Below are 12665 nucleotides of genomic sequence, written 5' to 3'. Positions count from 1 at the left end.
CTCAGCCCCGGACCCGCAGGCGGTCGGTGCTGTCCTCGCTCGGCTGGACGACGACGATTCCCTGTCCGGAGAACGCCATCTGGTAGGCCTCGCCGCTGCCCCGGCCGATCAGCGAGGAGGCCTTGAAGCTGCGCTTGCCCTTGACCTTCAGGTTCGGCGACCAGGCGACCAGCGCGTCCGGGTCGACGTAGGTCTCGTCCTCGCCGCTGCCGCAGTCGACGACGATCGGGGTACCGCGGGAGGTGAGCGCCACCCAGCCCTGACCGGCGATCTTGACGTTCCACAGGCCCTGGCCCGCGAACTTCGCCAGCCCCTTGACGCGTTCGACGCCCCACTGGAGGTGTGCGTCGAAGGCCAGCAGGTTGGTGCCGTTGACGGAGATCGAGTCGCCGCCCAGGTTGATGATGACGACGTCGGCGCCGTAGTCGGCGAGGTAGAGCAGGCCGTCGCCGGAGGCCTTCATGAGCGGCGCGCCCTCGCCGGTCATCCACTCGCGGGCGACCTGGCGTACGGCGGGCGGGTTGGGCTCGTACTGCACGAAGCCCTCGTAGGCGACCATCGAGCCGACCCGCGCGAACAGGTCCTGTCCGCTCTGCATGGCGACCTTGAGCATGTGCTCGCCGTGGTTCTCCATGCGCGCGGCCATCGGTGCGGGGGCGTGGCCCGCGAACTGCTGCTGATTCATGACGGGCTCCCTCAGACCTCGTACGGCTGGACGACGATGAAATTGCCCGGTGCGCCGCGGAATTGGAGATTCACGCTCTCACCGGTGTGCCCGGGGAAGGCGTTGCGGCGCATGCGCACCTGGCTGGACACGATGACCTGGGACGAAGCGGACCAGGCGACGACGGCGTTGCAGTCGGCGAAGGTCGTGGGCGTCACGGGCAGCACCACGGGCAGGCCGTGGGTGCGCACGACGATCGTGCCGGTCCCCTGGAACTGCATGGTGAACAGTGCCCCGCCGGGAATGCCGTGCCCCTCGATACGACGGACCTCGTACTGAAGGGTCTCGTCGAATGCGAGGACGTTCTCCGCGGAGACACAGATCGCGTCGCCCTGGAGCTCGATGGGGTGCAGATGGGTGCCGTTCTCGGCGAGGAAGACCTGTCCGCGCCCGGAGGCGCGCATCAGCTGCATCTCCTGGCCGGTGGCGTTGCCGACGATACGGCCCGCGAATCCGGCTCCCTTGTAACCGAATTCGACCTTGCCCTGGTAGAGCACCATGCTGCCCTGGCGCGCGAGCACCGGCTGGCCGCCCATGTTGAGGTCGACCCGGACGAGCTTGGCGTTCTGCTGCGTCCAGCGCTGCCCGGTGGGCGCCTCCTTGTACAAGGAGAGCGCCTGGGCCACACCGGGTCCCTGCGCCGCCTGCTGCGGTGCGGCACCGCCGGGGGCGGGCTGCCCGGGCTGGCCGGGGAACGGGGCGGGCTGGCCCGGCTGTTGGCCGTAGCCGGGGGGCGCGGTGGGTGCGCCGGGCTGCTGGCCGTAACCGGGAGGCGCGGTGGGTGCGCCGGGGGCACCGGGCTGTCCGCCGGGCGGGAGGGGGGCGCTCGGCGCGGGGGCTCCGGGGGCCGCTTGCGGCTGTCCGTAGCCGGGCGGGAGGGGGGCGCTCGGCGCGGGCGCGGGCGCGGGAGTGGGCGCCGGCTGTCCGAGCGGGGCGGCGATGGTCGGCGCGGCGTGCATCGGCGGTGCGGCCGGTGCCGGTGCCTGCTGCGGCGACGGGGCGGCGGGGGCGCCGAAAGCGGGCGGTGCCGCGGCCTGGGCGGGCGGTGCGAAACCGGGTGCGGGCTGGCCCACGCCACCGGGCGGGGCGAAACCGGGGGCAGCGCCGGTCTGCTGCGGCGCGGCGGCGGGCTCCTCCTCGGCGACCTCGCCGCCGAAGTTGCGCAGCAGCGCGTCGAGACCGCCGTCGAAGCCCTGGCCGACCGCGGCGAACCGCCAGACGTCCTTGAGGTAGATGTCACCGAGCATCACGGCCCGCTCGGTGGTGAACTCGGAGCCGTCGAAGGCGTAGCGGGCGACTTCTTCGCCACCGGCCACGATCCGCAGATACCCGGGCGCGATCTGGGACATCTGCCCGGCGCCGTCGAGGGTCGCGGTGAACGAGAGCTTGTGGATGTGGGACGGGATCTTGTCCAGCGTCACGCGGAACGACTCGGTGTCACCGGCCTGCGCACCGAGCAGTTGTATGGACTCCTCCGGCGTTTTCGGCTGGTTGAAGAAGACGAAATAGCGGTCGTCGGAGAGCTGTTCTGCGGCGTCAAGACCGAAGCAGCTGATGTCGAACGTCAGCCCGGGGCCAGTGATCTGTACCCCTACATACAGATCCGTCCCCGCGGTGAGGTCGCTTATCTTGGCCTTGTGGCCGCGTTGGAATTCCCTGGCCATGCGTAACGACCGTCCCCCATCCGGAGTTGATTACGTCGCGCCAGGCTAACCGGAAGCTGCGACAGTGAGCGAAACCGGTACAGAGCCGGTACACAATCGCGCAGCGGCTGTTCCGGGGCGAGCAGCCGGTCCCTTATCGCGTACGGGCGCCCGGAAGGTGCGGCAGGCGGTCCGCGGCGACGACCCCTTCGAGATACCCACGGGCCCGTTCGGTGCGCGGATAGCCCTCGAGCAGACGCCAGAACCGCGGCCCGTGCCCCGGTACGAGTAGATGCGCCAGCTCGTGCAGAAGCACGTAGTCCACGACGTATTCGGGCATACCCTGCAACCGGTGGGACAGCCTGATGCTGCCCTCCGCGGGAGTGCACGAGCCCCATCGCGTGTTCTGGTTGGTCACCCAGCGGACCGAACTGGGCTCCGCCCGGCCGTCGAAGTACTGCGCGGACAACCGCCGCGCCCGCTCGGCCAGCTCACTGTCGTCAAGGACGCGTTTGCTCTCCTGCGCGGCGAGCTTGTCCAGCATCACCCCGACCCAACGCTCCTCCTCCGCCTCCGACATACGGGCGGGGATGAGAACGACGGTGCGATCGCCCTCGCGGTACGCGGATACGGTTCTGCGTCGTCGGCTGCTTCTTCGGACCTCGACCGGGCTCACCCCTGAGCCGCGTTGCGGCGGGCTCATCGCGCTGCGCGGGGGCTTTCCGGCGCTGTGCAGTGGGTCGGCGGGCACGCCACGACCGTACCCGCTGGACCTTGCCGAAGTCCCGCCGCTACCCCGGTTCGCAACCGATCCACCACACCGCACCACACTAGTCATACCAATTCGCCCGCCTGTGGATAACTTTCCGCAGGAATCTCCCCAACCGTGCATGCTGATCCCGTGCCACCGCGACCGGCGACTCCGGCGAACGGCCACGGCACGCTCACCAACCAGCGACGGGGGATTCCTGTGTGTCCACTTCCGATGTATCCGCTCCTGAAGCCCGCCCTACGGCCGGTCTGGCGCGACGCCCGCACCCTGCAGTTCGGCATCGCCCCGGCCCACGCGGTCGTCCTCTCCCCAGTGGCGCCCGCCACGGGCCGCGTGCTCTCACTCATGGACGGCACCCGCGGCCTCTCCCTCTTACGAAGGGACGCCGCCGGTCTGGGCTTCCCACCGGAACAGGTCGGCCCCCTCGTGGAACGCCTGTCGGCCGCCGGGCTCCTGGAGGACGCCGGCCCCGCGGGCGAGGACACACTCCTGCTACGACAGCGCCCCTCAGCTCGAAGGAGCACGGGCACCGAGCACGGACCCGAGCCTCGGCACGGTCCCGGGCCGAGGCGCAGACCCGCACCGGAAGCCCGGCTCGGACCCGACCTCGCCTCGCTGTCGGTGACCCGGCGGAAGCCCGGCGACCCGATGCGTCTGATGGCGGCCCGGCGAGCCGCACGCGTGCACGTACGTGGCGCGGGGCGGGTCGGCACCCTGATCGCCGCGGTACTCGCCGCCGCCGGTGTCGGACAGGTCGAGGTGATCGACGGCGGCTGTGTGCGGCCCGGGGACCTGGGGCCGGGCGGTATGACCGAGACCGGCATCGGACGACGGCGCTCGGAGGCGGCCCGCCAGGCCGTGAGCCGTGCCGCCGCCCACCGGCCACGCCGCGCCCCGGCGCGTGCCACCGGACCCGAACCCCCGTTGGCCCTCGCGGTGATCGCCCCACGGGACGGGCTGCACTCCTACGTTCCCCGCGAGGCACCGGCCGACGACTACATGAGATCCGGCACACCGCACCTGTACGCGGGAGTGCTCGAAGCCACCGGCATCGTGGGGCCCTTGGTCCTCCCCGGCCGGACCGCGTGCGCCGGATGTCTACGGCGCCACCGCACGGACCGCGATCCCACCTGGCCACGGCTGCTCGCCCAGTGGTTCTCGGGCGGCAGCCGACGCGACCAGGCCTGCGACGTGGCCCTGGCCACAACGGTCGCCGGGCTCGCGGCCGCTCACGCGCTGGCCTTCCTCGACGGCCACGAGGCCGCGGCACGCTCGGTGCGATGGGAGGCGTCCCTGCCGGGACTGGACTGGCACGCGCGGCAGTTGCGGCCCCATCGGGAGTGCTCCTGCGGGGCGGCTCGGGAAGGTGTCCGAGAACGTAAGGGGGAACACACTTCGAACGACGTACACCGGCAGGAGACAATGGCGAAGTCACCGCCGTACGCGGCGCAGCAGTCTGGGACTTGGAGGGCTTATGTCTGATCTTCCCCGGAAGGCGGTCACCCGGACCGCCAAGCTGGCCGCCCTGCCCATCGGCTTCGCGGGCCGGGCTACCTGGGGACTCGGCAAGCGAATCGGCGGCAAGTCCGCGGAGCTGGTCGGACGTGAGCTGCAACAGCGCACGGCGGAACAGCTTTTCAAGGTGCTGGGTGAACTCAAGGGCGGGGCCATGAAGTTCGGCCAGGCCATGTCGGTGTTCGAGTCCGCCCTGCCCGAGGAGATCGCCGGTCCCTACCGTGCCGCCCTGACCAAACTTCAGGAGGCCGCGCCGCCTATGCCCGCGAGCAGGGTGCACCAGGTACTCGCGGAGGGAATGGGCGAGAACTGGCGCGACCTGTTCGAGGAGTTCGAGGACAAACCGTCCGCGGCGGCCTCCATCGGTCAGGTGCACCGGGCGGTCTGGCACGACGGCCGCGAGGTCGCGGTGAAGGTGCAGTACCCGGGCGCGGGCGAGGCCCTGGTCTCCGACCTGAACCAACTGAGCCGTTTCTCCAGGCTCCTTGGTCCCCTCATACCCGGCATGGACATCAAGCCGCTCATCGCCGAACTGCGCGACCGGGTCGCCGAGGAACTCGACTACGCTCTGGAGGCCGAGTCACAGCGCGCCCACGCCAAGGAGTTCGAGGACGACCCCGACGTACTGATTCCGGACGTCGTGCACCAGGGCGACGGAATCCTCGTCACCGAGTGGATCGACGGGATCCCGCTCTCGGAGATCATTTCCGACGGCACCCCGGAACAAAGGGACCGCGCAGGTCAGCTCCTGGCCCTCTTCCTGTTCTCCGGCCCGGCCCGCACCGGACTGCTGCACGCCGACCCGCACCCGGGCAACTTCCGTCTGCTGCCCGACGGCGACGACGGCTGGAAGCTCGGCGTACTGGACTTCGGCACCGTCGACCGGATGCCCGGCGGACTGCCCGAACCGATCGGCACCACGTTCCGCATGGCCCTCGAAGGAGAAGCGGGCGCGGTCTACGAGCTGCTGTGCGAGGAGGGCTTCGTCAAGGAGGAGATCGACCTCGATCCGGACGAGGTGCTGGACTACCTGCTCCCGATGATCGAGCCCGCGAGGGCCGACGAGTTCGTCTTCACCCGAGGCTGGATGCGCAGCCAGGCGGCCCGCATAGCCGACCGCCGCTCCCCCGCCCACAAACTGGGCATGCAACTCAACCTCCCGCCCGCCTATCTCCTGATCCACCGCGTGACCCTGAGCACCATCGGCGTCCTCTGCCAACTGGGCGCCACCGTGCGGATGCGTGAGGAACTGGAGGCATGGGTCCCGGGATTCGTGGCCGAGTACGAGACGGACGCGGAGGACGAGGCGGAGACGGACGCCGAGGCGGAAGAGTTCGAGGGCGAGGGCGAGCACGGGGACGAGGAAGACGTAGAGGTAGAGGAAGAGTTCGACGAAGTCGAGGCAGAGGCGGGCGAGGAAGGGGAAGAGGGCGAGGAAGTCGGGGCTGGGGTGAAGGCCGGCGGGTGATGTCGGGCGAGGTACGGCGGCCGGGGTCGGCTGAGCGGGCGCGGCGTCGAGGGTGAGGTGCGGAGAGGCCCGAGTTGTGGTCGGTCGGGTCCGCGGGGGCGGCCGGTCGGACCCCGGGGGCGGTCGAGGCTGATGGTGCCGTGCAGTTGTGGCGGGTGCTGCGTGAAGGGTCACGGTGGTGGTCGGCGTGCGGGCACTCGGGGCACTGCAGGCACGGGATGACGCTGCGGGCACAGCCGAGTTGATCTTTGGCGGGCACGGCCGGGTTGATCTTTGCAGGGGGGAGGGGGGGGGGGGGGGGGGGGAGGGGCCCCCACTCAAGCGAGGTTCGCCCAACACAGGCGAAGCCCCCACTCACAAGCGCTCCTCCCCCACTCACGCCCACACAGCCGCCCCCTGGCTTTATTCACGAGCCGCAGCAGATGTTCACGACTTCGGAGGATCGCTGATGGAGCGTTCGGCGCGCAGCACGAGCTGGAAGAAGAACGCCAAGGCGGTCGCCGCGCTCGCAGCCCTCGGCGGTTTTCTCCCACTGTCGCTGTGGCTCGGTGACGAGCTGTGGACTCTGTCCGCGTACTGGCCGGCGTCCGGCATCGGATTCGGCGCCACCGTCGGCGTGTTGCTCCCGATCACGTTCACAGCTTCCGAGCGCTGCTTCCGCCGGGCCTCCTCGGACCGGAGCACGTACTCGCCCCGGTGGGTCGTGGCCGGCATCGTGTACGCGGCCGTGGCCCTGGTGAGCGCGTTGGCCGCAGCCCGCGCGATCCCCGGAAAGGGCTCCTCGCCCACCTGCCGCCATGAGTGGCAGCCATGCTGGGTGAACCACCTCTATCCGGGGGCCTTCCTCGTGACACTCGGCAGTGTGGCCGCGACGGTGGCCGTCATCCATTGGCTGCCGAGGTGGATGCCCAAGCTGCGCGCCCGGGCCCGCCGGTAGCCGACCGAGGTTGGCGGAGTGGGACGTGCCCGAACCTCATCCACCTCTCACCACGCACTCACCACCACCCCGAATCCAACCGCCCTTCAATAGCCCGGATATGGGTGCGAGCGCAGGAGTCGCAGAAGTAGCGGCGGGCTCCGTTCTCCACGGAGCAGGTCCAGGTGAGCTCCCGCCCATCGGCCTTGGCGCCGCACTGCGCGCACACGATGGGCTCGGCTTCCGGTTCCTGTGCCGTCTCGTCTTGTCCCCGGTCCATCTTGTGACGATATCCCCGGACGAACAGCGGCACCTCTCACCACGCGCCGCCCTCTCCTCCCGGGCGGCGACACTCCCCCGAACACACCACCGCCCCCGGCCGACCCATTCAAGGGCCGGCCGGGGGCGGCATGTTTCCGTCTCTGCGCTCGTCGGCGATCGACTGCACCTACCTGATCGCCCTCGCCGCTGCGGGGCAAGCTCCCACCGCTCGCGCGGTGTTCGCCGTTACTGCATCACGGCCATCGCCAGCGCCCGGCGGGCTCGCATCGACGCGCGTTCGGCGCGCCTCTGCATCCGGCGGGCGGAGGCGAGGTGCAGGTAGGTGCGCTCGGCCTGGGAGTCACGCAGCGTCTGTTGCATATGCGCGCGTGCCAGGGCTTCTGGGATGAGTTGCATTTCACGGGTCCGGTTCTGGCGCGAACGAGTCGTGCCGGGAGTGTTCTGATCTGGAGTCGCCGAGCCGGTGGGCTCGTTGGTGGACGGCTTCATCGGGGCCTGCTTCTGGGGGTCGGAAGTGAGGGGACGGTCGATCGTGCCGGGCGCGTTCATGCCACGACCGGGTTCTTGCGCGGACGGCCACGGGGCCGCTTGCGGGCTACGACCACTCCCTGCACGAACAGTTCGCCACCCCAGACACCCCAGGGCTCACGCCGCTCCTTGGCACCGGCGAGGCAGGCCTCGACCAGCGGGCAGGTACGGCAAAGGGACTTGGCGTACTCGACGTCGGCGGGCGACTCGGCGAAGAAGACCTCCGGGTCGTAGGCGCGGCAGGGGACGGGTACGTCCAGGTTCTCGATGGCGTCGTCAAGCGCGGTGAGCGCGGTGAGCGGGCTCAAGGGGGAGTCCTCCGTGGGCACGGGCGGGGGGATGGTCTGCGAAGGCGGTACGGACGGGGCGTGCGCTTCGAGTTGCACGGTTGTCTTCCTCGTCTTGTTGTTACGGCCTGTTGGCCGGCTGTCTGGTGGTACCGGGTCCTGCATCCCGTGGCATCTCCTCTGTGTTCTCTCTCGTCCGGAGAAAACAGAAGGGCCGCGGATCCCGGGTGGGGTTCCGCGGCCCTGGAGGCTGCCGTCCTGATCGTGGATCAGGTTGGATCGCTCCAGGGTTTGAGCCCGCGGAAGGCCCACATCGTGTGGTGCTGAGTCAGCTCCTGCTTCGGGTTGCCGGCACCGGCTGCGGCAGGGGCATAGGCCTGAATGGCTGCCACTGCTACTGCCCCCGGTGCCTGCGTCGGTCGCTCAGCGCGCTCACGGGAGCCGAGTCCCGAGAGTTCGACACCGGAAACCGCAAAGCCGGCGGACATGCCGGACAGACCGGTTCCCAGGTTCGAGAAGCCGAGCAGGCTGCTGGAGACGACAGAGCAATCGACCGTTTTTACGGTGCTGACGGGGTTGGTCTTGATGATGCTGATCACTTCAATCGCCTCCTCTCGGCGTCTCGGGGGACCGGTGGAACCGGTCCGGGACGTTCAAGTACACCACGTGTCCAGCGCTTCACAGAAGCCTCTGTCGCGTGTGCTTAGAACCTATGGGGCTGACTGCGGCGTACGCAAACTATTTTTTCGACGAATTCGTATCAGTCCTCAGCTTCTCTCGCCTCGGGGCTCTGACCTGCACAAATGGCGAGCACATCGTTGCCGTACCGCTGGAGTTTGCGGGCGAGGACACCGGGGATGCGGGAGAGCGTGCGTGCGTCCTCGGGGACTGCCTCGGCGATGGCGATCAGGGTCTTGTCGGTGAAGACGCAGAAGTCGGGCTGGCCGCTGAGCCTGGCCTGTGTGCTGCGCCAATCGCGAAGGCGCTCGTAGAGGCCCTCGTCCATGTCGGAGGGGCAGTCCTCGCAGCGCATCAGTTTCATCTCACCGGCGTCGGTGAGCGTCCGTCCGCAGACGCGGCAGCGGGCGGGGGTTCGTGTGGTGGGGCGGGGCCTGCTCGTCACGGTGGTGGCCGTGCCGCGTTCGATGCCCCCGGCCGCTCCGGCGCTGTGTCCGACGCCGCCGGTGGAGCCGGGGCGCAGCCCGTCGAGGAATCTGCTGGGGCGGCGGCCCGCCCTGCCGCCGGGTGAGCGGGACAGGGCCCAGGAGAGGCAGAGGTGGCGGCGGGCGCGGGTGACGCCCACGTACAGGAGGCGGCGTTCCTCCTCCACCTGTTCGTCGGTCTTCGCGTACGAGATGGGCATCATGCCCTCGGCGACGCCGACGAGGAAGACGGCGTCCCATTCGAGTCCCTTGGCGGCGTGCAGTGAGGCGAGGGTGACGCCGTCGACGGTGGGGGCGTGCTGTGCGCCTGCGCGTTCGTCGAGTTCGGCGACGAGGTCGCCGAGGGTCGCGGACGGGTGGGCGCGGGCGAAGTCCTCGGCGAGGCGGACCAGGGCGGCGAGGGATTCCCAGCGTTCGCGGACGGTGCCGGAGCCCGCGGGCGGGACGGGCTGCCAGCCCTTGGTGGACAGCACGGCCCTGACCTGGGAGGGCAGGTCGACGGCGTCGTCGAGCAGGGCGTCGTTGCCGCCGAAGCGGGCGGCCCCGCGCAGTGCGGCACCGGCCTCGCGTACTTCGGTGCGTTCGAAGAACCGCTCGGCTCCGCGCAGTTGGTAGGCGATGCCCGCGTCGGCGAGGGCCTGTTCGTAGGTCTCGGACTGGGAGTTCGTACGGAACAGGACGGCGATCTCCGAGGCCGGGGTGCCGGCGGCGATGAGGTCGCGGATGCGCCGGGCGGCGCCTTCGGCTTCGGCGGGTTCGTCGGGGTACTCGCGGTAGGCGGGTTCGGGGCCGGAGTCGCGCTGGGAGACGAGTTCGAGCCGGTGGTCGGCGGCGCGGCCGCGGGCCTGGAGGAGGAGGCCGTTGGCGAGGTGGACGACCTGGGGTGAGGAGCGGTAGTCGCGGACGAGTTTGACGAGGGTGGCGCCGGGGTGGCGGGTGCGGAAGTCGAGGAGGTGGTCGGGGGTGGCGCCGGTGAAGGAGTAGATGGTCTGGCTGGCGTCGCCGACGACGCAGAGGTTGTCGCGTTCACCGAGCCAGAGTTCGAGCAGGCGCTGTTGCAGGGGGCTGACGTCCTGGTATTCGTCGACGACGAAGTGCTGGTACTGGGCGCGTACGGCCTCGGCGATGTCGTGGCGGTCCTGGAGGATGCCGACGGTGAGCAGGAGGACGTCCTCGAAGTCGATGACGGAGCGGTCGCTCTTGAGGCGTTCGTAGGCGGCGTAGATCTGTGCGGTTTCGGCGGGGTCCCGGGAGATCTGGCGGCCTGCGCGGGCGGCTGCGGCCGGGTAGTCGGCGGGGACGGTCTGGGTGACCTTCGCCCACTCGATCTCGCCGGTGACGTCACGCAGCTCGCTGCGGTCGAGCCGGGTGCCGCTGACGGCCGCGGCTTCCGCGACGAGCTGGATCTTGCGTTCGGCGATGCGCGGGAGTTCGCCTCCGACGGCCTTGGGCCAGAAGTACTGGAGCTGGCGCAGGGCCGCGGAGTGGAAGGTGCGGGCCTGTACGCCCTGGGCGCCGAGCTGGCGCAGGCGGCCGCGCATCTCGCCCGCGGCGCGGTTGGTGAAGGTGACGGCGAGGATGTTGCCGGGCTGGAGGATTCCGGCGTGGACGCCGTAGGCGATGCGGTGGGTGAGCGCGCGGGTCTTTCCGGTTCCGGCTCCGGCGAGCACGCACACGGGCCCGTGCAGCGCGGTGGCGACTTCGCGCTGTTCGGGGTCGAGCCCTTCCAGTACGGCGTCGGCGTCGCGCGGCGGGGCCGCGAACTGGCTCGCGCCGTGTCCGTCCGGGAAGAGTGTGGAGTGCGTGGCTGTGGTCACCCCGCCATGCTGCCAGGTCGCCGCCGAGGGGCGTGCCGGTTGTCCACAGGCCCGTGGATACGGTCACATTTGCGGACTGTACGAGCGGGGCTGTGGACAACGCGGGGCGGGCTTCGGCCGGGACAAGGTACAAATCTGGGTGTCCCGCCGCGGTCCCGCATCGTGCCTGTGAGTCGTCCCGCTTTGGGCGGCATCCGGGAATGGTCGAACGTGCCCGCACGTTCGGTCTGTGGCGAGGACGGAGTTTCGAGTCCGCCCCGAACCTGTGAAGGAGCGCGAGAGATGTCGGGCACTGTGACGATGTACAGCACGACGTGGTGCGGCTACTGCCGTCGGCTGAAGAGCCAGATGGAGCGTGAGGGCATCGCGTACAACGAGATAAACATCGAGCAGGACCCGGAGTCGGCCGCGTTCGTGGAGCAGGCCAACGGCGGCAACCAGACCGTACCCACGGTGCGGGTGCTGCCGACGGCCGGTGGGGCCGAGGTGGTCATGACGAACCCGAGCCTGGCTCAGGTGAAGCAGGCACTCGGGGCCTGAGCGGTGCGGCCCCGGGTACGCCCCGGGGCCGAGTCCCGCCGGCCGGCTCAGAGCGCTTTGGTGCGCCTGGGCAGCGGCTTGCCGTACCAGCGCTCGACGAGGCGTGCCGCGATGGAGATTCCGTACGGGGGCAGGACCTCGCCGGAGGCGAAGGCCTTCTCCAGCTCCTCGCGGGAGAACCAGCGGGCCTCGTGGATCTCGTCGCCGTCGACGTTGATCTCCGCGGAGGTGGCCCTGGCCATGAAGCCGAGCATCAGGCTGGACGGAAAGGGCCAGGGCTGGCTGGCGAGGTACTCGACCTCGCCGACGGTGACTCCGACCTCTTCGAAGACCTCGCGGCGTACGGAGTCCTCGATGGACTCGCCGGGTTCGACGAATCCGGCGAGGGTGGAGAACCGGCCTTCGGGCCAGTGCATCTGGCGGCCGAGCAGGGCGCGGTCCTGCTCGTCGGTGACCAGCATGATCACGGCGGGGTCGGTGCGCGGGTAGTGCTCCGCGCCGCAGGCGGGGCAGCGGCGGATATGGCCGGCCGCGGTGATCACGGTGCGTTCGCCGCAGCGCGAGCAGAAGCGGTGCAGCCGTTGCCAGTTCTCCAAGGCGACGGCGTGCACCATGAGCGCGGCGTCGCGCGGGGACAGCAGCAGGCCCGCCTCGCGCAGCCCGGCCGGGCGGGCGGACTGGTCCATGCGTCCGGGCAGGCTGTCCTTCTGCAGGGCGAAGTAGCTGACGCCGTCCTCGTCGTTGCCGAGGAAGTAGCGGTGGGACTCGGTGGGCGGCGCCTCGAAGGACGGCGTCGTCACGATCTCCGTGCGGCCCTCGCTCGTCTCGTCGACGAGTACCTGTCCTTCGGAGACGACGAAGACCCGGGTGGAGGGGTGGCTCCAGGCGGCGGCCAGCCAGGCTTCGTCGAGCCGGTGGTGCGCCGCGCGGTCTATGCCGCTGGGTGCGGTCAGCGCGATCGGACGGTCGGGGCTGTGGTCGGTCGAGGTGGTCACGGGTGCTTCCAACTC

Annotated in this window: 13 protein-coding genes; 4 read left to right on the top strand and 9 right to left on the bottom strand. The window is 70.2% G+C overall.

Translation table 11 applies throughout. The features are described from left to right. Nucleotide 1: 1 nt before the first annotated feature. The 3 genes from HUT18_RS24245 to HUT18_RS24235 form a co-directional block, all read right to left on the bottom strand. Entirely contained in the window at nt 2-685 is a 684-nt protein-coding gene (locus tag HUT18_RS24245) for an AIM24 family protein (RefSeq protein WP_176102670.1), read from the bottom strand. An 11-nt stretch (nt 686-696) separates the two neighbouring features. Then, nucleotides 697-2388 (bottom strand): TerD family protein, encoded by a 1692-nt coding sequence (locus tag HUT18_RS24240; RefSeq protein WP_176102669.1) that lies wholly within the window; start codon nt 2386-2388, stop codon nt 697-699. A 133-nt stretch (nt 2389-2521) separates the two neighbouring features. Beyond that, on the bottom strand, nt 2522-3118 hold the full coding sequence (locus tag HUT18_RS24235) for a M48 family metallopeptidase (protein WP_176102668.1): 597 nt from the start codon (nt 3116-3118) through the stop codon (nt 2522-2524). Between the two features lie 234 nt (nt 3119-3352). On the opposite strand from HUT18_RS24235, the gene HUT18_RS24230 reads away from it, so the two are divergent. From HUT18_RS24230 to HUT18_RS24220, 3 genes are all read left to right on the top strand, one after another. After that, on the top strand, nt 3353-4621 hold the full coding sequence (locus tag HUT18_RS24230; protein ID WP_176102667.1) for a ThiF family adenylyltransferase: 1269 nt from the start codon (nt 3353-3355) through the stop codon (nt 4619-4621). Further along, the gene (locus tag HUT18_RS24225) at nt 4614-6122 is read left to right on the top strand and encodes an AarF/ABC1/UbiB kinase family protein (RefSeq protein WP_176102666.1); all 1509 of its coding nucleotides are present in this window, start codon (nt 4614-4616) and stop codon (nt 6120-6122) included. The genes HUT18_RS24230 and HUT18_RS24225 overlap by 8 nt, the downstream gene beginning before the upstream one ends. A gap of 448 nt (nt 6123-6570) precedes the next feature. Beyond that, complete coding sequence (locus tag HUT18_RS24220; protein ID WP_176102665.1) at nt 6571-7059, top strand: hypothetical protein; 489 nt, start codon at nt 6571-6573, stop codon at nt 7057-7059. Nucleotides 7060-7117: 58 nt separating this feature from the next. Here the strand turns inward: HUT18_RS24220 and HUT18_RS24215 are convergent, their stop codons facing one another. The 5 genes from HUT18_RS24215 to HUT18_RS24195 all read right to left on the bottom strand — a co-directional run bounded on the left by HUT18_RS24215 (nt 7118) and on the right by HUT18_RS24195 (nt 11115). Then, nucleotides 7118-7318 carry a hypothetical protein gene (locus HUT18_RS24215; RefSeq protein WP_176102664.1) on the bottom strand — a complete coding sequence of 67 codons (201 nt, stop codon included), beginning with the start codon at nt 7316-7318 and terminating at the stop codon, nt 7118-7120. A 227-nt stretch (nt 7319-7545) separates the two neighbouring features. Beyond that, nucleotides 7546-7869 carry a hypothetical protein gene (locus HUT18_RS24210; protein ID WP_176102663.1) on the bottom strand — a complete coding sequence of 108 codons (324 nt, stop codon included), beginning with the start codon at nt 7867-7869 and terminating at the stop codon, nt 7546-7548. Beyond that, nucleotides 7866-8234, bottom strand: coding sequence for a WhiB family transcriptional regulator (locus HUT18_RS24205; protein ID WP_176102662.1), 369 nt, complete (start codon nt 8232-8234; stop codon nt 7866-7868). The genes HUT18_RS24210 and HUT18_RS24205 overlap by 4 nt, the downstream gene beginning before the upstream one ends. Nucleotides 8235-8404: 170 nt before the next feature. Further along, a complete protein-coding gene (locus HUT18_RS24200) occupies nt 8405-8734 on the bottom strand; it encodes a hypothetical protein (RefSeq protein ID WP_176102661.1) in 330 nt (109 codons plus the stop codon). Between the two features lie 161 nt (nt 8735-8895). Next, nucleotides 8896-11115 (bottom strand): ATP-dependent DNA helicase UvrD2, encoded by a 2220-nt coding sequence (locus HUT18_RS24195; RefSeq protein ID WP_176102660.1) that lies wholly within the window; start codon nt 11113-11115, stop codon nt 8896-8898. 282 nt (nt 11116-11397) lie between these two features. Between HUT18_RS24195 and HUT18_RS24190 the strand changes: the two genes are divergently transcribed. Next, on the top strand, nt 11398-11655 hold the full coding sequence (locus HUT18_RS24190; RefSeq protein ID WP_176102659.1) for a mycoredoxin: 258 nt from the start codon (nt 11398-11400) through the stop codon (nt 11653-11655). Nucleotides 11656-11702: 47 nt separating this feature from the next. Here the strand turns inward: HUT18_RS24190 and nudC are convergent, their stop codons facing one another. Further along, nucleotides 11703-12662, bottom strand: a complete 960-nt coding sequence (nudC, locus tag HUT18_RS24185; protein ID WP_176102658.1) for an NAD(+) diphosphatase — start codon at nt 12660-12662, stop codon at nt 11703-11705. Nucleotides 12663-12665: the final 3 nt, after the last annotated feature.

Source organism: Streptomyces sp. NA04227, assembly GCF_013364195.1.
GTDB lineage: Bacteria > Actinomycetota > Actinomycetes > Streptomycetales > Streptomycetaceae > Streptomyces.
The sequence above is the reverse complement of the archived record's forward strand: the minus strand, read 5'-3'. Positions and strand labels throughout refer to the sequence as shown.